Genomic DNA, 22,260 nt, shown 5'->3' on the forward strand with positions numbered 1-22,260 from the left:
CGGTTTACCGCATCTTAACCGCGACCTCAAGTGAAAAAGGGAATGTTATCTTTGAGAGGTACAAATATGCTTGAACAGTAGTGAATCACTTCACTAACAAGCTATTTTTAGTAAGAGGAATTAGGAGGTTTACATGGATTTAGTTCGGCTTCTGTGTGCCATTTTTGTACCGCCTTTGGGAGTTTTTTTACAAGTAGGTTTTGGTATAGATTTTTGGATTAATATAGTTCTGACGCTTTTCGGTTACATTCCTGGAATTATTCATGCAGTATGGATAATTGCTAAGAAATAATTCTTTGTACGAGTAGATTGGGTGTAAATATATCTACAGAGGCAATTAATCAATTGCCTCTACAAAAAGATTTTTGAGTTGGATGTCTGCACGGATATATGACAATACCATGTTTCTTTTACTTAAAAAACTCTAAAGACATGATTTATCATGTCGATAAAGTATTAATCTCTGTGGTAGGCAATCCCGAATTAGCTCTCATTTTTTAACATCGCATAGAGTCTAAACTCTAGAAGCAAAGGGCAGATGTGTAACTGCCATTGCACAGTTGAGACATTCAAATCTTTGATTAAGCCAGTGCGTATATCTAGTACCCAACCATGAACCATAGGCGCTTTTCGCTCATAAAGTGCCTGACGCATGATAGAAGTTTGGTAAAGATTTTTCACTTGCGCCACTACATTTATTTCTGCCAAACGATTCAGACGTTCTTCTCTGGTTGGTAAGGCATCAATTTCTTCTTGTTTGTGTAAATACAGTTCCCGAATAGGATTTACCCAATTATCAAGAATGCCGATGGTTCTTCCTTCTAAAGCCGCTTTAATTCCTCCGCAGTCGTAGTGACCACAAACGATAATATGTTCCACCTTTAGATGTAAAATTGCGTATTCTAAAACGGCTAAAAAGTTAATATCCGTTAGAGAAACTTGATTAGCAATATTACGATGAACAAATAATTCTCCTGGTTCTGTACGAGTAAGGTTTGTTAAGGGTAAACGACTATCAGAACACCCAATGTATAGAAAAGGTGGTGTTTGTCCCTTAGATAATTCTTGAAAGTAAGTTGGATCTATAGCTAATTTCTCCGCAACCCAAGCCTGATTATTTCTGAAGAGTTCATCAATGCTGTTATATTTCATCTTTCGTCAAATTCGGGAGATAATCTCATAAATATTTTAGCTGAATTACAGTTTCCGCTAAATCAGTATGAACTTGTTGCAATCTAAAATTTGAGAAAGATGACAGTCTTTTTCTACATAAGTAAGTGAGCGTAAATAATTGTCGTTGGCATAAGGCAATAGGTATAAGGGTTTTAGCCTAGTTCATTAATATTACATAGTTTTGATTTATTGTGCAAAATTACTTACAGCATTAATATAATTATTGGATAAATTGTAAACAAGCGATTTAGAATTTAGAGAGAAAATAACTATGTATAACTTTAGGTAAATAGCTAAATAAAGTAAAATTTATATCACCAAAAATCTGATTATTAAGACTGTCAATTTCTAACCTTCATCTAACATCTGTAGATACTTTTACAAAGTAAAAAAAAATCTCTAAACAAAATCATTTTAAATCACACCCCAAACCGTGCATTTGAGTCAAGGAAGTGCGGCGTAACTTTTTAATGCTATCTCTTTAAATACACAGAGATATTTTTTCCTGATAACAGTAAACTATCTTAATAAAGATGCCAAATTTGAGGTTGAGATATTCAGTTATCAGCTTCAATCGGGGGTAACAACTTTGCTATCGTTATGATGGTTGATTGACCAACGGTGATCGACAGTTACAGAGGAAAACTCGCAAATTTCTTCTAGTCGTTTTTGTTGTACCGCAGCTTTACGGAGAGTAATAATTAGTTGATTTACCTGATGGCGTAAATCTGGATTATCATTTACTGCTAACATAGTTTGTCTTTCTAAAAGTTGAAGTATAAGTTCGTAGTGAATAGGTGAAGGTAGAGGAATTTGCTCCATGAAGTTTAATTTTGATTTCATATTTGGAATTTTGTCTTAGTCAAATTTCATCTCTCGTATATAAATTGTTACATAAGAAATAACTAGTTGCTTATGGCTTTGATTTGATTAGCGATGAAGATTTGGCAAAGATATTGATAATAGTTGACAGCAAAGTGCTGCGTGTCTACGCATAGTATGCCCCATTAGTTGCCCTGCACTAAGAGGTACAGGGGAAGTTTTTATTTCAGAAATTTTTCGGTAATATACTGGCGATCGCAGCGCCGGGATCTGGTTGTTTTACCAAAGACTCTCCAATCAGTACAGCAGATGCACCTGCTGTAAGCACTAAACTCAAATCATCTGGGTTGTGTAGTCCTGACTCGCTGACAACAAGGATGTTTTTCTCCTGCAATTGGCTACCCCTTGCAGCTAAAAGTTGGCAAGTAGTTTGCAAGTCAACGGAGAAATCTTCCAAGTTGCGATTATTGATTCCTACTAAAGAGACCCCATCCAAGGCTAACACACGGTCAAGTTCTGCCAAGCTATGGACTTCAATCAGGGCTGCCATTTTCAAGTTGTTAGCAATTTTGAGGAAGTATTTCAAATCTTGATCGCCCAGGATAGCCGCAATCAACAAAATAGCATCTGCACCGTGAATCCGTGCCAAGTATATTTGGTAAGCATAAATGATAAACTCTTTGCATAATAGGGGCAAATCTACGGCAGCCCGAATCTTGGCTAAGTTTTCAAAACTACCTTGAAAGAACTTGACATCGGTTAGCACCGAAAGACAACTAGCACCACCTTGCTGATAAGATTGGGCGATCGCTACTGGGTCAAAATCTTCTCGGAAAACGCCTTTACTTGGTGAAGCTTTTTTAACTTCGGTAATCAATGCTGGCTTCGTCTTACCTTGGCGCAAAGCCGCAACAAAATCACGGGTTGGCGGCGCAGTCAGTACCTGCTTTCGCAATTCTTGCAAAGGAACCTTTTCCCGCATCAGGTCATATTCTACTTCTTTCTGCCAGACAATTTCTTCCAAGATATTGTTTGGCGCTGAATCAGGTACGGCAGCCTGGTAACGTAACATGGATACAGCAATAGCTGGATTAGGGGAACGACGACGGATTTGCATAATTGGGGAATGGGAAATGGGAAATGGGGAATGGGGAATGGAGAATGGGGATTGGGGACTGGGGAAGAATTCTTCTCAATTCCCAGTACCTAATCCCTAATCCCTAAATTGCGATCGCTCGTTTATAAGCTTCGTCCAGCACTTCCGAAAGTGTCGGGTGGGCGTGAACTAGATGTGCGAGACTTTGGACGGATTGACGGTTTGCGATCGCGGCTGACGCTTCATGAATTAAGTCTGAGGCGTGCAGTCCGAAAATGTGAACGCCTAAGACTTCTCCTGTGTCTTTGCGATATATCACTTTGGCAATACCGTCGGCTTCATTTTCTGCCAACGCTTTGGAATTCCCTTTGAAGTAACTCCGACTTGTGGCGATTTCAAACCCTTCGGTTTGTCCCAATTCCTTCGCTGCGGTTTCTGTTAAACCTACATAGCTAACTTCTGGGTGGGTAAAAGCTGCTGCGGGGATGCTGCGATAGTCTACTATTCTTTCCCTCCCAACTATATTTTCTACTGCGATGATGCCCTGAGCAGAAGCCGCATGTGCTAACATCATCTTCCCATTAGCATCGCCAATTGCCCAGACATTTGGTACTACTTCACCGCCTGATAGTACTGCCATGCGATCATCAACTGGGATAAAATTCCGCCGATCGAGTTCTATACCCACAGACTCCAAACCAAGATTTTTGGTCGCCGGGATGCGTCCTGTAGCCACCAAGCAAGCATCTACTTCGATGACATCTACATCTTCTTTGGTTTTGAAATCTGCTAACTCAATTACCACTGGTGAACCAGGGGTGACTTTTTTGGCGTATATCCCCACTTTGGTTTCAATATCGCGGGGAGTAATCAGCACGCGTTCGGCAAGTTTGGCAATATCGCGGTCAAATCCTGGCATTAACTGATCTAGGGCTTCAATCAAGGTGATTTCACAACCCAAAGCTGAGTAAATATCAGAAAATTCTAAGCCGATGTAACCACTACCAATAATCGCCACCCAGTCTGGTAGAGACTCTAACTTCACACCTTGGTCGCTAGTAAAGACAGTTTTGCCATCTACTTCAATCCCTGGAGGTACAAAAGGAATTGAACCAGGGGAAAGGATGATGTCTTTGGCTGTGATGATTTTTTCACCACCGTCTCCGGTGATAGAAACTTTTTGTGCCCCAGCGATTTTTCCCCAACCCCTGAGAATATCGACTCCTAGACGTTTGAGACTGTTGGTTAAGTCCCCTTGAATTTTTGAGACGAGATTATTAGCATGATTAGCGATCGCTTGACGATCGAATTCCACGCTACCAATTTGAATTCCCAGCGATTTGAGGTGGTGGGCATTGCGTAACTCCCGCACACGTCCAGATGCCGCCAGCAGCGCTTTAGAAGGAATACAACCCCGATTAACACAGGTTCCTCCCATATCACCAGCTTCAATAATCGCTGTTTTTAAACCACAACTTACGGCGTGTAAGGCTGCACCATGCCCGCCTACACCAGCGCCGATAATAACTAAATCGTAATCAAATCCTTGACTCACGTTAGGTTCCCCGTCTGCTTCGCCTATTTATTCTCAACTTGACCGACAATCAGCGCAACCCCTTTAACAGTTATCAGTTATCAGTTGTCAGTTTTGTTGCTGGGTTTAAGCCCCCAGCACACAGTTATTCAGTGAACACTGGAAACTGCTAACTGATTTAAATCCCCTACCATCCGCCTGATAACTATTTACTGATTTAACGTTCAGGTGTTGCTAACTTCAGTTATGATTCACTGACTTCGGGCGAAAAGATGGATGTTTTCAGTAATTATAGTCAAATCTAGATACTTATTTTAAAGGGAATGGGGAATGGGGGGACAAGGGGTGAGAACTTGAGACAAGTCTTTCCCATTGTCCCCAATTCTCCTTGTCCCCTTGTCCTCTTCCCAATTCCCAATAACTTTACAGCGCCATCGTCTAACACCTAAGCTGGATTTAGGATTCATCCAGAGGATTTACACAGGCGATCGCTCGATGTCTATTCCCCAAATTACTGAATTTACTATCCGCCGTCATGCCAACACCAAATCTTTCCAACGCGGCGAGGCGTACTATGAGGCTGGTGCTGTTCATACTGTTACCCAACGTGGTCATCTGCTTCAAGCGGAAGTTGCAGGTACTGAAGCAAGACCTTATCATGTCAATTTGAGTTTCGATAGCAGTGGGTTAACCTCAGCAAACTGCACCTGTGCCTACAACTTTGACGGGTGGTGCAAACACATTATCGCCACGATGCTTGTCTGTGTGCGTGATTCAGAAAGTATTGAACAGCGCCCCACCCTAGAACAACTACTCAATCGCCTGGATAATATCCAAACTCAAAGGCTGCTGCAAGAGTTGGTAAATGAATACCCACCACTAATTGATGCGATTGACCGTCATGTAGGTTGGATGACGAATCCTATTGTTGAGCAAACAAGCATAAGACCTGTCCGCCGTCTGACTATTGATCCGGCTCCCTTTCGGCGGCAAGTCCGGCAAATTATTCGGGATGCTGTGCGCTTCTTTGAGGAAGGGTGTGAAGAAGATCCAATTGCCGAAGAATTGGTGAGTGTGGTACAAACTGCGGTAGCTTTTAGCGAACGGGGAGAGGGTGAAAATGCGATCGCTATTTTAGAAGCGATTACCTTTACTTGTGTGGAAAATTGGGACGATATTGCAGATTACGGTGCCGAAAATGATGAAATTGTTGGGGAATTAAATGAGGCTTGGTGTGAAGCAATTCTGACTGCTGAACTTACCCCAGAAGAAAAAGTTGATATTCAAATAAATTTGGAAGCTTGGCAAGATGAGTGGAATGCTGATTTTGGCCTAGTGATGGAAGCTTTGCGCCAAGGTTGGGATTATCCGCCCCTAGTGCAAGTTCTTCAAGGTAATATTACCGAAAGGGGAGCTTGGGAAGAAGACGTGCCAGACTATGCAGATGATTTGGCACTAATTCGGCTAAAAATTCTCGAACGTCAAGAACGTTACCAAGAATATCTCTATTTAGCAGAAGCAGAAGGACAAACCCAGCAGTATCTCACAATGTTAGGGCATTTGGGCAGAGTAGAAGAAGCAGTTGATGCTGCTCAAACCCAGATGAACTCAATGGAAGAGGCGTTTGCCTTAGCGAAAGCCCTAAGCGAACAGGGGGCGTTACAGCAATCACTAGATATAGCCCAGAGTGGGTTAAATTTACCAGGGAATTGTCAGTACGAATTAGGAATTTGGACAAGTGATTTAGCTGTTGAATTGGGTAATAGCGAAGCTGCTTTATTAGCAATAAAAGCGGCTTTTCAAGTCAAGCCCTCCTTTGTTGACTACGAAAAGATGGCAGAATTAGCTGGGGAAAACTGGGAACCTGTCAAAACAGACTTGCTGAGAATTATTCGTACTTATAGTGGTTGGGGAACAGAATCAGCCAAGGTAGATATATTCTTGCATGAGGGGCTAATTGATGATGCAATTGCGATCGCTAGTGAACTCAGTTCTTATTATTCAGAATTGATTCATCGCGTCATGAATGCCGCTATCCCTCACAATCCTGCTTGGGTGATTGCTAATGCGCGTCGCCGTGCCGAAAAGATTATGGATGGAGGTAAGGCAGAATATTACTACTATGCGGTTGAATGGTTAAAAAAAGTCCGTGCCGCCTACTTGGAATCTGGGAAGAAAGCTGACTGGTTAAGTTATCGGGAAAACTTGATACAAACCCACGCTCGTAAACGTAAATTGATGGGAATGTTGCAGCAAAGGGATATGGAGTAAAAAATATTATTTTTAAGCTTTTATTTAATAGACATCTCCAGAAATTAAATATGCGTTAACCAGAACCCTTGTAGAGACGTAGCACTGCTACGTCTCTACATTCTTTTTCGGAGATGTCTAATGGGTTGTAGAGACGCAAATTTTTACGTCTCTAGAAAGTTTTAATGAAAAACCACTGATCAAATTGAATGGCATTTTTAAATTGAGATTTGCCCAAGATATTAACCTTAACGGCAAAAGATGAAGTAAGATTCACATCTGAGACAGTTTCCGTATAATTCCATAGTTACGGACAAAAAATAGTGCAGTGCGATGATTAATAAATATCCTCAGAATCTTATTGCGTCCCATTTACCACTGAGTATGCTTGTATTACTCAGCAGCATATCTTCTAATCCACTGAAAGCTCAGGCTGTTGATACTACACAATTACCAACTAGTACTTTCATCCTTTCACAACAACAACTCCCACCACCACAAGATTTACAACCACCCGTACCTTCGCCAGTTCCTTCACCTAAATTGCCTCAGCCACTTCCCCCACCAGCAAAACTATTTCCCTCCTCTGTTCCAACTCCCACACCTGATGAACCACTACCTGGTAAGTTTCCTCAAACTATTGTTGTTGAACGGTTTGAAGTTATTGGTAGCACAGTTTTCAGTCCCGAAGAGTTAGCCCTCGCCACTGCTGAATTTACCAAACGACCGATCTCGCTGACTGAAGTGTATCAAGCACGTTCTAAAATTACCGAGCTATACGTCAGAAATGGTTATATTACCTCTGGTGCATACATCCCACCCCAAACAATCCAATCCGGTGTTGTAAAAATTCAGGTCGTTGAAGGTAAATTAGAAGATATTCAAGTAACTGGAACTCGGCGGTTGAATCCGAATTATGTCCGCAGCCGCCTAGCGATCGCTACATCACCGCCTCTAAATCGGCAGCGTCTACTAGAAGCACTACAACTCTTGCAACTGAATCCTTTGATTCAAAACGTTTCTGCTGAACTCTCCGCAGGATCGCGGACTGGTTCGAGTCTTTTAGAAGTCAAGGTTAGTGAGGCAAAAACCTTTAGTAGCCAGATAGTTCTTGATAATGGGCGATCGCCTAGTGTTGGCAGTTTTCGCCGCCGCTTACAATTGAATGAAGCTAACTTATTGGGATTGGGAGACGCTCTAGGTGTCGCTTACACTAATACCGATGGTAGCAACTCCCTTGACGCGAACTATACATTACCACTCAATCCCCGCAATGGCACACTGACTTTCAACTATGGCATCACATCAAGCAATGTCATTGAACCTCCTTTCGACGTTTTAGATATCCACTCAGATTCTCGCTATTACGAACTGACATTCCGCCAGCCAATAGTTCAAACTCCGACACAAGAATTCGCCCTTGGGTTGACAGCTTCCCGACGCGAAAGTGATATTTCGTCTTTGCTACAGAGAGTAGGCCTTCCCGGCTCTGAACTTTCGCCTGGAGCTGATGAACAAGGACGCACCAGGGTATCTGCATTCCGATTTTTTCAAGAATGGACGAGTCGTAACAGCCGTGAAGTCATCGCCCTCCGCTCTCAATTTAGTTTGGGTATAGATATCTTGAGTCCGACGATTAATCAAAATGCTCCCGATAGCCGTTTTTTTGCTTGGCAAGGGCAAGCGCAATGGGTACGCCTCTTAGCTCCTGAAACCTTAATGTTATTTCGTTTAAATACGCAACTTGCATCTAGAACACTTCTGCCTTTAGAGCAATTTGGCTTAGGTGGACAAGATAGTATTCGGGGCTATCGTCAAGATTACCTGCTGACGGATAATGGCACTTTTGTCTCTGCGGAAGTTCAAGTACCAATTCTGCGCTTACCCAAGATAGATAGCACGTTACAGGTTGTTCCCTTTGTAGATTTTGGTGTTGGCTGGAATAGTTCAGATAGAGAGAATCCCAACCCTAATACTTTAGCCTCTGTTGGTCTGGGGTTGCGTTGGTCACAGGGCGATCGCTTCACTGTTCGTCTTGATTGGGGCGTTCCTTTAATATCAGTTGAATCAAATGAGAGAACATTACAAGAAAACGGTCTGTACTTTAGTTTACTGTATAATCCTTTTTAAAATTTAGGTGTTAGAAACAGTTTATTCTTGTACCTCATCTACAATAGATTTCTCTAACGAGACGCTACTTCGACCTAGGAGTACATTAACGAGGGTTTCTTGCCATTCAAAACTAAAAATCAGACGGTTATTTATATAATTACGAGTTTCTGCACTACTCAGAATAAAAATCCGTAAATATACTATATATTCTATTCAGTGTTTGATTTTATTCTGGGTATCCTAAGAAAGACAAGATTGGGCTGAATAGACGAAGGGACAAAGCTGATAACTTATCTCTGGGACTTCCAGTTAAAAAATTTTCCAACCAAAGAGCGTGTGTGTTATTGCGACAAGGTAACGCAACTGTTATCTGTAGGTGGTACGTTACTGGCTATAACATACCTACTGGATAATTTATTTTTTTGAAGTCCAAATGAGTCTAGAGAAAAGCTAGAACTTCTACCGCAAAACTGATTGAACAATTAGCCATATTATTCAAGATGTTAATCATAAATGAAATGGTTGGTTTGCAACTCACACCAATTTTGTGATCGTAGGTGGTGACAAATTTTATGAAGCAGGTTTTGCTAGAAGTTAAGACTTTCAGACCGCACTTCTGGGAGTTTTATTTTTCAGACTAAGACAAAAATATATGAGAATTTGAGGAACAGCCATGCTAGGAAATGAGCGGGAAAAAATACGCCATCTGTTGGTCATCAAAGACCTGCAAGGGCGGAGAACTGTCCCCCTACGAGAGACTACTTATTCTCTGGGGCGGCATCCTGCAAACACCATTGTCTTGGTTTCTCGGTCAGTATCAATGCAACACGCAATTTTGTTGCGAGTAACTGTTCCAGAGACTGACCAATATGGCTTCCAGATTATTGATGGTAACTTCAAGGGGAAAGGAAGTACTAATGGCTTATTTATAAATGGTACTAAATCCATTTCTCATAATCTTAGAAATGGAGATAATATTGCCTTTGGCAGTAATCAAGCTCAGGCTAAGTATTATGCTATTTCCAACATTTCAGAAGAAGCATTTTCTGAATCTTTTGATGTTGAAGACTTATCTGGTTTTCTATCAGAGCAAGCCAGTCCTGCCAATCCTTTTCAAACCTTAGCTATCGATCCCAGCTTGGAAGCAGCAAGTGAGTCTGCCTTAGCTCGCCTAGCATCTTTCCCTGAACTCATCCCCAATCCAATTGTTGAAATGGATTTCGAGGGAATAGTGACTTACATCAATCCTGCTGCTACTCTCAAGTTTCCCAAACTCAGGGAAGTTGGGACAGAACACCCAATATTAGCAGGACTCCTGAGTACAGTTAAGAATTTAGAAAAAAATTCTTTTGTGCGGGAGGTGGAAGTAGATACAGAAGTTTTTGAACAATCCGTTCTTTACCTTCCTCAAAGTGATTTAATTAGAACTTTTATTATTAGGGATATTACAGAGCAAAAACAAGCTACAGCCGAATTGCGTCAGCGCGATCGCTTGCTCCAAGCAGTTGCAGAAGCCGCTAATTATTTGCTGGGGGAAATGAATTACGAAACTGGTATTGAGCGGGCTTTGGCTATACTGGGCGAAGCTGCCAAAGCAGATCGTGCTTATCTTTTTCAGAACCATCCCCATCCTGCTACAGGGGAAAGAGCAGTCAGTTTGCGGTTTGAATGGACGCAATCTTTAATTGAATCTACCCACCACCATTGGCAGAATCAGGTTTATCAAGGTTCTGGATTAGGCCGTTGGTATACTGTTCTTTGTAGCGGCCAGTCAATTAGCGGACTCACCCAAAAATTTCCGATCGCAGAACAAGAATTCCTCATTAGAGATGGCATTCAATCCCTTCTTTTGGTGCCTCTTCGCTTGGAAAATGAGTGCTGGGGCTATCTTGGCTTGGCAGACTGTACTTTTGAACGTCATTGGTCAAAGCACGAAGAATCTACACTTTTGACAATGGCTGCTAGTATTATTGGTGCTAGGCAACGTCAGCAAGTAGAAGAAAAGATCCGCTATCAAGCCCTCCATGACATGCTGACAGGGTTGCCCAATCGCCTACTATTTAACGAACTGCTGAGTAAAACTCTGCCCAATGCCACTCGGAATGACGAAAGTTTAGCTGTGATCTTCCTCGACCTGGATCGCTTCAAGGTAATTAATGACACTCTGGGGCATACTTTGGGAGACCAATTGTTAAAAAACGTCGCTCAAAGATTACAAAATTTACTCAGAGGGGGAGACACTATAGCCCGTTGGGGAGGCGATGAGTTTACTATCTTACTCCCACGAGTCACTGATATTGAAGAAGTAACGCAAGTGGCGTACAGAATTTTACAAACCTTAGAAGATCCTTTTTATCTCCAAGGGCATGAACTTTATGTGACTGCCAGCCTCGGTATTGCGTTGCTTGATAACAACAGTCCTGATGCCGAAACACTAATCCAGCACGCAGATGCCGCTTTATACTACGCCAAAGACAAAGGACGGAATAACTATCAATATTATAGTGTTTCTCTGAGCGCCAAGAATCCTGAACTTCTGACTTTAGAAAAGAGTTTGCGCTATGCCCTAGAACGTGAAGAATTTACGGTGTTCTATCAACCTCGTGTGAACATCGGCACAGGAGAAATTACTGGTATGGAGGCTCTGTTGCGTTGGCAGCACCCAGAAATGGGATTGGTTGCACCCAGTGTCTTTATTCCCCTCGCCGAAGAAAGCGGATTAATTATCGCCATCGGCGAATGGGTGCTACGGACAGCCTGTATGCAAAATAAAATCTGGCAAGATTCAGGATTGCCACCTATAACTATGGCTGTCAATCTTTCTCTGAAGCAATTCCGCCAACCCAAATTGGTGGAGATTATAACCAGAGTTTTAGAGCAAACGGGTCTAGATGCCCACTTTTTAGAATTAGAAATTATGGAAACCACAGCTATTGAGGACTTGGGTTTTACCAGAACGGTGTTAGAGGAGCTAAAGCAGATGGGTGTTAACATCTCTATTGATGACTTTGGTACGGGTCACTCCTCACTCTCGCGCCTACAGCTTTTGCCACTCCACAATCTCAAAATAGATCAGTCTTTCATGAGAGATTTGCAGCCGGATTCAAAAGTATCTCATATTATCCAGGCCATAGTTACCTTGGGACACAGCTTGGGATTGAAGTTGACAGCCGAAGGGGTGGAAACAGCAGAACAATTGGAGTTCTTGAAATCTATCAACTGTGAGGAGGTACAGGGCTATTTCTTCTACCGCCCACTTCCTGAACAGAAAGCAACAGAAATCCTCGAAAGTAAACGACTAATCATCTAGTACAAGAAAAAACTGTTTGTACCAGTAACGATACAATAGCACTCATCATAATTCGTAATTTCTAATTGAATAGGGGTTGATATTCCCGTTCCCATAAACAAGTTGTTTTGTGTTGGGGGTAAAATTCAGTCATAAAACATAATTACGAATTACGAATTGTTTATTGTCCTACTGCCGACTTTTTTCGTCCTATGCTACCAGTCATCTATTCCGACGAATTTTTAGATCACAAGACTGGAAAATACCATCCCGAAAAACCAGAACGTTTAACTGCGATCGCTAATGCCCTAAAAGCAGCTACATTCGCAGATAAAATTGACTGGCGATCGCCCACACCAGTATCAGAACAGCCATCACTGATGTCTATGTTGGTTAAAGCTCATAGCCCAGCCTACATCAAAAAACTTTGGCAAATCGCTTCTAGTGGCGGCGGCCCTTTGGATGGAGATACACCAGTTTCCCCACGCAGTTATGATGTGGCATTGTTGGCAGTCAGTGCATGGCTAGATGGTGTTGAAGCTGTGTTAAAGTCGGCTAATCCAGCTTTTGTATTAGCACGTCCCCCAGGACATCATGCAGAAAGCGATGCTGGGATGGGCTTTTGCCTATTTTCTAATGCTGCGATCGCCGCTTTCTTTGCCCTTGAACAACCCGGAATTAACCGCGTCGCCATTCTCGATTGGGATGTACATCACGGTAATGGTACTCAGGCGATCGTCGAAACTGAAGCACGTATCGCCTACTGTTCCCTACATCAATATCCATGTTATCCCGGTACTGGGAGAGCCACAGAAAGCGGCTTTCATAATAATGTATTAAATTTACCAGTACCTCCTGGTAGTGATATTGCAGTGTATCAGCCACTATTTGAAAGGCAAGTCATACCGTTTTTAGAGAATTTTCAAGCGGATTTACTGATTGTGAGTGCTGGTTATGATGGCAATGCCGCCGATCCTCTAGCAAGTATCAATTTACAGCCAGAAGACTATGCTTTATTTACTAATTATTGTCTAGGGCTAACTCGTAAAATTCTGTTTGGTTTAGAAGGTGGTTACGATTTTGATACTCTTTCTCAATCAGTTGTAGCGACAATTGAACCCTGTTTACTTTAACTTTCCTTGTTCCCCTCATTACCGAACAAAAGTTCGCAAAAGTCAAGCAGGCAAAGGTTGCTTGAACTGAAGAGTTGAAGACAAGTCTCTCCCCCTTTTCTTCCTTTCAAGGATAGGTTTTTTAGTATGTCGAAAATAATTGAGAAAATTCTCAACTATTTAACGTAGTTTGGTCGTTTCAAAATTTAAACATCGGTTGAAATAGTTAAAAAATGACCAAATACAAAATACTTACCCTTTTAAGCCCTTTTCTTCCTTGTTTCTTCTTCATGCCCCATACTTAATGCACTTTTTTGTCAAGTTCATCAAATCTTCAGAAATAAAAATTTTGAATGGGGTTCTGAAAGAGCTAAAGTTTTGTTAAGATGCAATTGCTAGCAGTTTCTCAGCGAAATTCACCTATCAGGGTGTGGAGAAATAAAAAGTACTAGCAGCACAAATTTTAAAAGGTGAAGCAATGACCACCTACATTTTTTTCGGTGAAGCCCTACGGATGTTGACTAATGCCTATTTGATATCAGCAGTACTGTTAATAGCAGCTTCTGGTATAGGTTTAGCGGTAATTGAAACAATAGAAAAGGCAGGAGAACGCTAATTTACAGATGGCAATTGTAGTTCTTGCCAAAAACCATTGGGTGCAAGTGTTCGCCGTGGATAAATCTTGGGAATACTAAAGCATGAAAGTCTTACAGCGCTACAGTCTTACCTGTAAATCTACCAAACATACAGGTAACTGTGGCGCTATTGAGACTCTAGCCAAGGAGTTACTACAGATGAGTCTATTCAACGCTGTGTTGGGTACAGAAAACCAAACCCAAGCAGCACTCAATTCAGCGGAAGCTTTTGCTGTTATTGTCTTGGCGGCAACAGCTTCAGACGGTTACCTTTCTGTTGAGCAAGCAAATTCTATCACTTTTGTGCTGTCTCGGATGAAACTTTTTACAGGTTATCCTCATGAGATGATGAATAGGCTGTTTGACCAAATATTAGGCATTCTCAAGGGGGATGGTTTTAACGCTTTATTTGATGCAGCAAAGGATTCTCTATCTCAAGACTTGCGGGAAGTAGCCTTTGCAGTAGCCACTGATTTAGTCTTAGCTGAAGGTGTTGTAGCTGAAGAAGAAAAAAGCTTCTTAAACGATCTATATCAAGCTTTAGGCGTTTCTCGTGAGATAGCCCTACAAATCATGCAAGTAATCTTAATTAAAAACCGGGGATAGAAAAATAAAGCATCTGCTTAATTAAACTATATAAATAGCTTCTAAAAAAGGCGCGCCAAAGGACTTAAGGTTCTTTGGCACTATTTTTGGTGTTATTGTAAATAGACTTAAATTTGGGACTTTTTCGAGAAGTCGTAAATCTTGTTGTTCAATGTAGTATTGTGTCATAATTCGATTTTATAATTTTGAACTTTAAATTGTAAATTACTTATGCGTTGTTCTGCCACCCTATCCCAACTGGTTGAAGTTCTTTTGGCCAGTCCGATAAACTTATCTGAAACTGCTTTAACACAAGTAAGTTGCGGTATACAAACAGATAGCCGTACCCTAAAGCTGGGTGAAGTATTTGTCGCTTTGCGAGGCGATAAATTTGATGGACATAAATTTGTGCCAACTGCGATCACAAAGGGTGCAATAGCTGCAATTGTAGATTTTGAATATGAAAATCCCGGTTTTCCTGTGTTACGGGTAAAAGATACCTTAAAGGCATATCAACAAATTGGCAGATGGTGGCGCGATCGCTTTAATATTCCTGTAATTGGCGTAACAGGTTCTGTGGGTAAAACAACAACCAAAGAATTGATCGCCGCAGTTTTAGGAACAAAGGGGCGAGTTCACAAAACTTATGGAAATTACAACAACGAAATTGGTGTCCCAAAAACTCTCCTAGAACTTGGCGCAGAAAATGACTACGCTGTGATTGAAATGGCGATGCGGGGTAGGGGACAAATTGCCGAACTCACACAAATAGCGCGTCCAACAATTGGAGTAATTACCAATGTGGGGACGGCACATATTGAATTACTGGGTTCCGAAGAAGCGATCGCTGAGGCAAAATGTGAGTTATTAGCTGAAATGGCTGCTGATAGTGTGGCAATTCTCAACCACGACAATCCTTTATTAATGGCTACTGCGGCGAAAATTTGGCAAGGAGAAGTTTTGACTTACGGCTTCTCTGGTGGGGATATCCAAGGGCAGTTAATTGATAACGAAACTGTGGAAGTTGCAGGAATCCAACTACCTCTACCGCTACCTGGTCGTCACAATGCGACTAATTTCTTAGCAGCTTTAGCGGTAGCAAAAGTGTTGGGGATTGATTGGGCAAGCCTTAAAGCAGGTATAGAAGTGGATATGCCCACGGGACGATCGCAGCGATTTACCTTGCCCAATGATGTGATAATCTTAGATGAAACTTATAATGCTGCACCAGAAGCCATGATTGCAGCGTTGCAATTATTGGCAGACACACCCGGAAAGCGGAAGATTGCTGTATTGGGTGCGATGAAAGAATTAGGAGAGCGATCGCAGCAGTTGCACCAGCGAGTGGGAGAAACAGTACGGAAGTTGAATTTAGATGGCTTGTTGGTTTTGGTAGATGGAGAAGATGCCGAAGCGATGGCTCTTAGTGCCGAAGGTATCCCATCGGAATGCTTTGCAACTCATGCCGAGTTAGTGACTAGGTTGAAGACATTTGTGCAAACAGGCGATCGTTTATTGTTCAAAGCCGCCCATTCCGTGGGATTAGATCGGGTTGTCAATCAGTTACGTGCAGAATTTACCCAATGAATCTACCGCTAGCAACCCAACGTCTCAAACTACGAGACTTTGTAGAATCAGATTGGCTAGCGGTTCATCAATACGCTAGCGATCATGAAGTTGTGCGTTATTTGACTTTTGGCCCTAATAGCGAAGAAGATACCAAAAACTTTTTGCAAACAGAGATTTCATTACAAGGAGAAGAACCCCGTCAACATTTTGCCTTGGCAGTGACTTTAAAAACCCAACAGCAATTAATTGGTATCTGTCGCATATCCATTAAGGATATTGATAATAAAACAGGCTCTATTGGATACTGTTTTACTAAGGAATTTTGGGGACAAGGATATGCAACAGAAGCTGTAAAAGCCGTTTTGTCATTTGGTTTTCAGGAGTTAGGCTTACATCGCATATTTGCGACTTATCATCCAGAAAACATTGCTTCAGCACGAGTTATGCAAAAAATTGGAATGCAGCAAGAAGGATATTTGCGAGAACACCATTGGATTAAGGGAGAATGGCGAGACTCTTGGCTATATGCCATCCTTGAGCATGAATGGAGAAGTCTAGATTTCAGACGTTGTTGGAAAGGCTAGGGCTATTACTGTAACGTCTTTGATAAAGAATTGCTCCCAAATTAGTCACCAAACACGTGATTGCTAGCCACAACAAGATATAAGTAGGAGCCATCACCACGCCAATCATGAACCAAGTATATACGTGCAGGATCATTACAGAAGCGAAAAAGCTAGCAATTGCAGCAGATTGCCATACTTGATGTGATGGGCGACGTAAGGCTACCAGACCCATTGTTAAAATTGTGACAAGCAAGTTCGCTGGAACGAGAAACGCACAAATACTTATGCAGTTACCACGAGAGAACTCTACTAAGGTGTTAAAATCGAGCATTAATGTTGTTGGGATAGATGTTAGCTTTTTAAGAACTTAATTTATTTTAAAATAACTAAATTTACATTAACAGGTGAGTGAGTAATCACATTGCAAACATAACATAAATTAAAATATTGAGTTGCGTTTTGATACTACTCAATAGTTAGTTAATTATAAAGATTTTGGATAAGTAGGGTGGAAAACACCCACCCTAGCTGAATTAACCCGGTAAAATCACGGTATCGATAACGTGTACTACACCATTATCAGCTTCGATATCTGCTGCTAAAACTGTGGCATTTTTAACTTCAAAACCATCTAAAGAATGAATTTTAATAGGTGAACCTTCCACAGAATTAACCGTGCCGAGTTCTGCCAAATCAGCCTTTAGCAGCTTTCCTGGAACGACATGATACTTTAAAATTCGCGTTAGCTGGGGAATATTCTGTAACAGAGTTTGGATAGTTCCCGGCGGTAATTTGGCAAAAGCATCGTCATTTGGTGCAAAGACAGTGAACGGGCCAGGACTTTTTAATGTTTCTACTAAACCAGCAGCTTGTACAGCCGCCACTAGGGTTTTGAAAGACTCAGCCGTAACAGCAATATCAACAATATCAGCCATATACCTACCTAAATTTTTGCAAAAGATTTTAAAGGATAATAAACCTATTTGAAGTTTTATTAAATAGGGGTGGGGGAGAAGAAGTAAGGGAGCAGGGGAGCAGGGAGCAGAGGGGACAGGGAGGATAAGGGGAGAATTATTCAAGTTTCTCCCTTGTCTCCCCCCTCTTCCTTGTCTCCTATGTCTCTTCTCAATGCCCAATTCCCAATTCCCAATTCCCAATGCCCAATCCCTATTAATTCTGATTAGCTTTCCAGGTTGCTAGATCGGTTAAAGAGCGATCGCGGTAACGTCCGTAACGCTCTTGTTTACTTTTGATTTTCGCACCCAATTCGGGAAAAATCCCAAAGTTGGGCGGCATTGGTTGAAAATGCTTCGGCGAAGCGGAACTAATAAATTCCAATAACGCACCCATCATTGTTGTTGGGGGCAAAACTAAGGCTTCTTTACCCAAAGCTAGCCGTGCTGCATTAATTCCCGCCAAACAGCCACCCGCAGCCGCAGCAGTGTAGCCTTCAGTACCAATCAACTGTCCAGCAGCTAACAACGTTGGACGTTGTTTAAATTGCAGAGTTGGATGCATTAGCTGAGGAGCATTAATAAAAGTGTTGCGGTGCATCACTCCCAACCGCACAAACTCCGCCTTTTCTAAACTGGGAATTAGCTGAAATATCCGCTTTTGCTCACCCCAACGCAGATTAGTTTGGAATCCTACCATATTCCACAGTTGACCGGCTTTGTCTTCTTGTCGCAACTGCACCACAGCATAAGGACGTTCCCCGGTGCGAGTATCTGACAATCCTACTGGCTTTAACGGGCCGTAGCGCATGGTATCTTCCCCACGCTGTGCTAGTTCTTCAATGGGTAAACACGCTTCAAAAAATTTTGCCGTTTCCCGTTCAAAACCTTTGAGTTCTGTTTGTTCAGCTTTACAAAGTTCTTCTCGAAAGTGCAAATACTGCTCTTTATTCATTGGGCAGTTGAGATAAGCAGCTTCACCTTTGTCATAACGTGATGCCATAAAAGCAACGTCACGGTTAATCGATTCTCCCACAATTATCGGACTAGCCGCATCGAAAAAGCTGAGGTATTCCATCCCCGTAAAGCGCTGCAAATCCTCGGCTAATTCGGGACTGGTTAAAGGCCCAGTTGCCAAAACCACAATTCCTTCAGGAATCGCAGATACTTCACCCCGGCGAAATTCAATTAAAGGATGGCTGGCTAAAGTTTGAGTCAAGTCTTGGCCAAATTGTCCCCTGTCTACCGCTAGCGCCCCTCCCGCAGGTACGGCGTGTTCATCAGCTTTCGAGATGACAATAGAACCAAGTTGACGTAATTCTTCGTGCAATAATCCCGCTGCGCGATCGCTTGCCATTGCCCCAAAGGAATTACTACAGACTAATTCTGCCAAATGTTCTGTATGATGAGCAGGACTAAAGCGTTTTGGACGCATTTCATGGAGAATTACCGGCACTCCAGCTTGGGCTATTTGCCACGCTGCTTCAGTTCCAGCTAGTCCACCTCCAATTACTTGTATCGGTTGTTGTTCCATAGTTAAATTTTTAGTTCCTATATCATAAGTATCCATCAGCATCACAGAAGTAAAATTAAATAAAAACAGGCTAACTTATCACTACTTCTGTAAATAGAACAACAGCAATTACGCTAACCGTAAGATGCGTAGACAAAAAGCGGATTCTTGCCAGACATCGCTTGTCTGAACTTATTCATTGAGAGGCTTTTGCTGTACTGCTTGCTGGACTTGTGCAACATCCAAATCTAACGCCTGTGATATTTGTTCCACACTTAAACCTAGTGCTAGCAGTTTAGGTACAGCTTCTAATTTTGCCTCAAAACGACCTTTTTGTTTACCTTCTTCTTCAGCTTCTTGATAAACCCGTGTTTGCTTCAACTCACTTAACCCAAACATCGCTTCTATCTCCTCTCGACTTATGTTAGGCAATTTATAAACCAGGATTGTCTCTATTAATTCTAGTAATTCTTTTTGTGGCAGTTGCAAATTTACCGCTTGTTTAGTACGGTTAATTAGTTCTCTGGCGGTAGTAATAGTTGTATCTTCATTTTCAATTACTAACTTGATGGTAGCAATACCTATTGGTAGCGATGCAGTTTCACCTAGTTCATCCAAGTAAATTATACTAATACGATCGCTATTGAAGAATTCGTGGCAATCTTGTTGTTCACCAGTATCTATATTCCTCCTGGGATAAATCACCACTCCTCGCCAAGAATTTTGAGATTTCTTTTGCCGCAAATAGAGAAATACTTCTGAAACTAGGCGCAAATAAATATCTGAGTCTGGTTGAAATTGAACTTCAACGAAATAAATTGGATTTTCTTTGTCTTGTGTGGGAAGAAAAACACCATCTATCCTAAAGGCAGTTTGTTTGATTTCAACTGAAGAAAATTGATAGGTATTCGCAGTCTCAGGAGGATTGCCAATCAATTCAAAGAAGATACTGGGAAATTCTTGAAATAAGCGATAAAATATGCTGTCAGTTTTCACTCTGGATGTTGTAGCACAATTTTTAACTTCAGTAATTTTATAATGTGCTGCTCTCTGATTGCATAAATTATTCTAGGTGGAAAACTAACTATTCGGCGATACGCTTGGGTTAAAAGTTGTTGGTGTAGATAATTGATCTTTGAAGACGCGATAAATCGCGTCTCTACATGAGGGTTTTGTTGCTCTATCTGAACTGTATTGAATTATTCGGTAGCTTCTTGTATTTTTTAATGACAAATATCTGGAATTAGCTTGTAGTTGCGTTTTAGCAAAGACAGCACAACTCCAAACCATAGTGATTTATTTATGCCAACTTAGTTAAGGCTGAATTTCGCTCATGAAGTTGATCGCTTTTTGGTGAAATATTGTATTTTGATGCTTTAAAGCAATTTGGGCTGACTCTTGGAGATCAGTGATCGCTTCCTCTCGATTTCCTAAGCGATGGCGAGCCAAACCCCTAGCGTAGAAAGCAAATTCATCCTCAGAATATATTTCACCTCCACCCACTGCTTCAATGTGCTTTGCTTCATTAAAATCTGCAAATGCACCTTGCTCATCTCCTAACTCATAACACGCATTACCCCGCACATAGTAAGCAGCTATTAAATTGGGATCTACATAAAGAGCCTTAGTTAAATGCTTAATGGCTTGGCTATTAATACCCTGAGAATATTGCAGAATACCCAAATTGTAGTAAGAAATAGCAGAACGTTCCATACTAGCTATCAGACTGAAGTCTTCTAGCGCACCTTGATAGTTACCAGAGTAAAAACAAGCTGCACCTCGCCCAAAATAGGCTCGTACATATTGCGGATCTAATTGAATTGCACGATGACAATCTTCAATTGCACTTTGATTATCGCCTATTGCTGCACGAGCAACACCACGTTCAGCATAAGCCTGAGCATATTGAGGACTCAGCCGGATTGTTTCATTAAAATCTTCAATTGCATTTTGATAATCCTTTGTCAGTGAACGAGCCACACCACGACTTAGATATGATGTCAAATCCTCTGAATTTTGTAAAATTGCCTGAGTATAATTTTCAATGGTTCCTTGATAGTCGCCAGAATTATAAAGTATATAACCAAGGCTAGAGTATCCAAAAGCAAACATTAAATTGAGCATTGGTTTATAAAAGCTTGTGACACTAGTATTATTCCCAAGTCTAGGAATTCAACATCACAACCTTTGCTCTACTGTTTTGCGACTGCACACAATTTGCAACAAACTATGGAAATTTCCGATCGCGCACTTCCACAGCATAATCTTGCACAGCCTTGGTAATCGTCTCTCGCAAGTTGCTATAAACCTTGGCGAATGGTGGATGTTTTTCAGCCAGTCCGATTACATCCGAGGTAACTAAAACTTGTCCATCGCAGTGAGTTCCCGCACCGATACCAATTGTCGGAATGCTTAATTTTTGTGTAATCTGCATTGCCAAATCTGCGGGGATATGTTCTAAAACTATAGAAAATACACCTGCTTGTTCGAGAGCGATCGCTTCTCGTAAAATCCTTTCACTCGCTTCTTGGGTTTTCCCTTGTTGTCGCAAACCGAGTTGATGTACCGATTGCGGTGTCAAACCTACATGACCCATTACCGGAATTCCAGCTTCTACCAAACGAGCAATAGTTTCTGCGATCGCTGGATAGCCACCCTCCAATTTTACCGCTTGAGCGCCCGTTTCCTTCAGTATTCGCCCAGCTGAGTGCATTGCTTGTTGGAGACTTTCTTGATACGTCAAAAATGGTAAATCTACAACGACTAATGCCCGTTTAACCCCACGACGCACAGATTTGGCATGGTATATCATCTCATCCAAAGTTATCGGCAGTGTTGTTTCATACCCTAAAACTACTGCCATAGAGTCACCCACGAGGATTAAGTCTACACCAGCGGCATCGATGAGTTGAGCGATCGCATAATCCCAGGCGGTCAACGCGACAATTGAACGTCCCTGTTGTTTCCATTGAATTAATTGCTGGGTAGTGATTGCCATTTTGAATTAGGGGATAGGGGATAGGTGATAGGGGATAGGGGATAAGTAATAGG

At 41.7% G+C, this 22,260-nt stretch carries 19 protein-coding genes; 9 read left to right on the plus strand and 10 right to left on the minus strand.

Annotated features, from left to right (window positions below):
- The first annotated feature begins 133 nt into the window (after nt 1–133).
- Nucleotides 134–292, plus strand: a complete 159-nt coding sequence (locus H6G86_RS09290) for a YqaE/Pmp3 family membrane protein (protein ID WP_114082940.1) — start codon at nt 134–136, stop codon at nt 290–292.
- Nucleotides 293–483: 191 nt separating this feature from the next.
- Here the strand turns inward: H6G86_RS09290 and H6G86_RS09295 are convergent, their stop codons facing one another.
- From H6G86_RS09295 to lpdA, 4 genes are all read right to left on the minus strand, one after another.
- Nucleotides 484–1,152, minus strand: a complete 669-nt coding sequence (locus tag H6G86_RS09295; protein WP_012410520.1) for a carbonic anhydrase — start codon at nt 1,150–1,152, stop codon at nt 484–486.
- Between the two features lie 591 nt (nt 1,153–1,743).
- Nucleotides 1,744–1,995, minus strand: coding sequence for a DUF5340 domain-containing protein (locus H6G86_RS09300; protein ID WP_190934140.1), 252 nt, complete (start codon nt 1,993–1,995; stop codon nt 1,744–1,746).
- 226 nt (nt 1,996–2,221) lie between these two features.
- Nucleotides 2,222–3,112 carry an indole-3-glycerol phosphate synthase TrpC gene (gene trpC / locus H6G86_RS09305; protein WP_190934064.1) on the minus strand — a complete coding sequence of 297 codons (891 nt, stop codon included), beginning with the start codon at nt 3,110–3,112 and terminating at the stop codon, nt 2,222–2,224.
- Between the two features lie 103 nt (nt 3,113–3,215).
- Nucleotides 3,216–4,646 (minus strand): dihydrolipoyl dehydrogenase, encoded by a 1,431-nt coding sequence (lpdA, locus tag H6G86_RS09310; RefSeq protein WP_190934065.1) that lies wholly within the window; start codon nt 4,644–4,646, stop codon nt 3,216–3,218.
- Nucleotides 4,647–5,120: 474 nt separating this feature from the next.
- On the opposite strand from lpdA, the gene H6G86_RS09315 reads away from it, so the two are divergent.
- From H6G86_RS09315 to H6G86_RS09350, 8 genes are all read left to right on the plus strand, one after another.
- Nucleotides 5,121–6,896 carry an SWIM zinc finger family protein gene (locus tag H6G86_RS09315; RefSeq protein ID WP_190934141.1) on the plus strand — a complete coding sequence of 592 codons (1,776 nt, stop codon included), beginning with the start codon at nt 5,121–5,123 and terminating at the stop codon, nt 6,894–6,896.
- Nucleotides 6,897–7,208: 312 nt separating this feature from the next.
- Entirely contained in the window at nt 7,209–9,005 is a 1,797-nt protein-coding gene (locus tag H6G86_RS09320; RefSeq protein WP_190934066.1) for a ShlB/FhaC/HecB family hemolysin secretion/activation protein, read from the plus strand.
- Between the two features lie 655 nt (nt 9,006–9,660).
- Nucleotides 9,661–12,297, plus strand: a complete 2,637-nt coding sequence (locus H6G86_RS09325) for an EAL domain-containing protein (protein WP_190934067.1) — start codon at nt 9,661–9,663, stop codon at nt 12,295–12,297.
- A 191-nt stretch (nt 12,298–12,488) separates the two neighbouring features.
- Nucleotides 12,489–13,409: a histone deacetylase family protein gene (locus tag H6G86_RS09330; RefSeq protein ID WP_190934068.1), complete on the plus strand. Its 921-nt coding sequence runs from the start codon at nt 12,489–12,491 to the stop codon at nt 13,407–13,409.
- Between the two features lie 457 nt (nt 13,410–13,866).
- Nucleotides 13,867–14,004 carry a hypothetical protein gene (locus tag H6G86_RS09335; RefSeq protein ID WP_041566338.1) on the plus strand — a complete coding sequence of 46 codons (138 nt, stop codon included), beginning with the start codon at nt 13,867–13,869 and terminating at the stop codon, nt 14,002–14,004.
- A 178-nt stretch (nt 14,005–14,182) separates the two neighbouring features.
- The gene (locus tag H6G86_RS09340) at nt 14,183–14,629 is read left to right on the plus strand and encodes a tellurite resistance TerB family protein (RefSeq protein ID WP_190934142.1); all 447 of its coding nucleotides are present in this window, start codon (nt 14,183–14,185) and stop codon (nt 14,627–14,629) included.
- 210 nt (nt 14,630–14,839) lie between these two features.
- Nucleotides 14,840–16,195: a UDP-N-acetylmuramoyl-tripeptide--D-alanyl-D-alanine ligase gene (locus H6G86_RS09345; RefSeq protein ID WP_190934069.1), complete on the plus strand. Its 1,356-nt coding sequence runs from the start codon at nt 14,840–14,842 to the stop codon at nt 16,193–16,195.
- Nucleotides 16,192–16,761 carry a GNAT family N-acetyltransferase gene (locus H6G86_RS09350; protein ID WP_190934070.1) on the plus strand — a complete coding sequence of 190 codons (570 nt, stop codon included), beginning with the start codon at nt 16,192–16,194 and terminating at the stop codon, nt 16,759–16,761. The genes H6G86_RS09345 and H6G86_RS09350 overlap by 4 nt, the downstream gene beginning before the upstream one ends.
- On the opposite strand, the gene H6G86_RS09355 is transcribed toward H6G86_RS09350, so the two are convergent.
- From H6G86_RS09355 to panB, 6 genes are all read right to left on the minus strand, one after another.
- Nucleotides 16,739–17,074 (minus strand): hypothetical protein, encoded by a 336-nt coding sequence (locus H6G86_RS09355; RefSeq protein ID WP_190934071.1) that lies wholly within the window; start codon nt 17,072–17,074, stop codon nt 16,739–16,741. The genes H6G86_RS09350 and H6G86_RS09355 overlap by 23 nt on opposite strands.
- 202 nt (nt 17,075–17,276) lie before the next feature.
- Entirely contained in the window at nt 17,277–17,678 is a 402-nt protein-coding gene (gene cupS / locus H6G86_RS09360; protein WP_012410532.1) for a CO2 hydration-associated protein CupS, read from the minus strand.
- Nucleotides 17,679–17,913: 235 nt separating this feature from the next.
- The gene (trmFO, locus tag H6G86_RS09365; RefSeq protein WP_190934072.1) at nt 17,914–19,230 is read right to left on the minus strand and encodes an FADH(2)-oxidizing methylenetetrahydrofolate--tRNA-(uracil(54)-C(5))-methyltransferase TrmFO; all 1,317 of its coding nucleotides are present in this window, start codon (nt 19,228–19,230) and stop codon (nt 17,914–17,916) included.
- A gap of 171 nt (nt 19,231–19,401) precedes the next feature.
- Nucleotides 19,402–20,205: an Rpn family recombination-promoting nuclease/putative transposase gene (locus tag H6G86_RS09370; protein ID WP_190934073.1), complete on the minus strand. Its 804-nt coding sequence runs from the start codon at nt 20,203–20,205 to the stop codon at nt 19,402–19,404.
- Between the two features lie 318 nt (nt 20,206–20,523).
- Nucleotides 20,524–21,333: a tetratricopeptide repeat protein gene (locus tag H6G86_RS09375; RefSeq protein ID WP_190934074.1), complete on the minus strand. Its 810-nt coding sequence runs from the start codon at nt 21,331–21,333 to the stop codon at nt 20,524–20,526.
- Between the two features lie 103 nt (nt 21,334–21,436).
- Nucleotides 21,437–22,207 carry a 3-methyl-2-oxobutanoate hydroxymethyltransferase gene (gene panB, locus H6G86_RS09380; protein ID WP_190934075.1) on the minus strand — a complete coding sequence of 257 codons (771 nt, stop codon included), beginning with the start codon at nt 22,205–22,207 and terminating at the stop codon, nt 21,437–21,439.
- Nucleotides 22,208–22,260 lie beyond the last annotated feature (53 nt).

The organism is Nostoc sp. FACHB-133 (assembly GCF_014698055.1).
GTDB lineage: Bacteria > Cyanobacteriota > Cyanobacteriia > Cyanobacteriales > Nostocaceae > Nostoc.

Excerpts from the sequence above, each read along its gene's own strand:
- H6G86_RS09300 (WP_190934140.1), bottom strand. The coding sequence starts at position 1,995 with ATGGAGCAAATTCCTCTACCTTCACCTATTCACTACGAACTTATACTT.
- trpC (WP_190934064.1), bottom strand. The coding sequence starts at position 3,112 with ATGCAAATCCGTCGTCGTTCCCCTAATCCAGCTATTGCTGTATCCATG.
- H6G86_RS09315 (WP_190934141.1), top strand. The coding sequence starts at position 5,121 with ATGTCTATTCCCCAAATTACTGAATTTACTATCCGCCGTCATGCCAAC.
- H6G86_RS09325 (WP_190934067.1), top strand. The coding sequence starts at position 9,661 with ATGCTAGGAAATGAGCGGGAAAAAATACGCCATCTGTTGGTCATCAAA.
- H6G86_RS09375 (WP_190934074.1), bottom strand. The coding sequence starts at position 21,333 with ATGCTCAATTTAATGTTTGCTTTTGGATACTCTAGCCTTGGTTATATA.
- H6G86_RS09330 (WP_190934068.1), top strand. The coding sequence starts at position 12,489 with ATGCTACCAGTCATCTATTCCGACGAATTTTTAGATCACAAGACTGGA.
- H6G86_RS09350 (WP_190934070.1), top strand. The coding sequence starts at position 16,192 with ATGAATCTACCGCTAGCAACCCAACGTCTCAAACTACGAGACTTTGTA.
- H6G86_RS09295 (WP_012410520.1), bottom strand. The coding sequence starts at position 1,152 with ATGAAATATAACAGCATTGATGAACTCTTCAGAAATAATCAGGCTTGG.
- H6G86_RS09290 (WP_114082940.1), top strand. The coding sequence starts at position 134 with ATGGATTTAGTTCGGCTTCTGTGTGCCATTTTTGTACCGCCTTTGGGA.
- H6G86_RS09320 (WP_190934066.1), top strand. The coding sequence starts at position 7,209 with ATGATTAATAAATATCCTCAGAATCTTATTGCGTCCCATTTACCACTG.
- H6G86_RS09345 (WP_190934069.1), top strand. The coding sequence starts at position 14,840 with ATGCGTTGTTCTGCCACCCTATCCCAACTGGTTGAAGTTCTTTTGGCC.
- panB (WP_190934075.1), bottom strand. The coding sequence starts at position 22,207 with ATGGCAATCACTACCCAGCAATTAATTCAATGGAAACAACAGGGACGT.
- H6G86_RS09335 (WP_041566338.1), top strand. The coding sequence starts at position 13,867 with ATGACCACCTACATTTTTTTCGGTGAAGCCCTACGGATGTTGACTAAT.
- cupS (WP_012410532.1), bottom strand. The coding sequence starts at position 17,678 with ATGGCTGATATTGTTGATATTGCTGTTACGGCTGAGTCTTTCAAAACC.
- H6G86_RS09355 (WP_190934071.1), bottom strand. The coding sequence starts at position 17,074 with ATGCTCGATTTTAACACCTTAGTAGAGTTCTCTCGTGGTAACTGCATA.
- trmFO (WP_190934072.1), bottom strand. The coding sequence starts at position 19,230 with ATGGAACAACAACCGATACAAGTAATTGGAGGTGGACTAGCTGGAACT.
- H6G86_RS09340 (WP_190934142.1), top strand. The coding sequence starts at position 14,183 with ATGAGTCTATTCAACGCTGTGTTGGGTACAGAAAACCAAACCCAAGCA.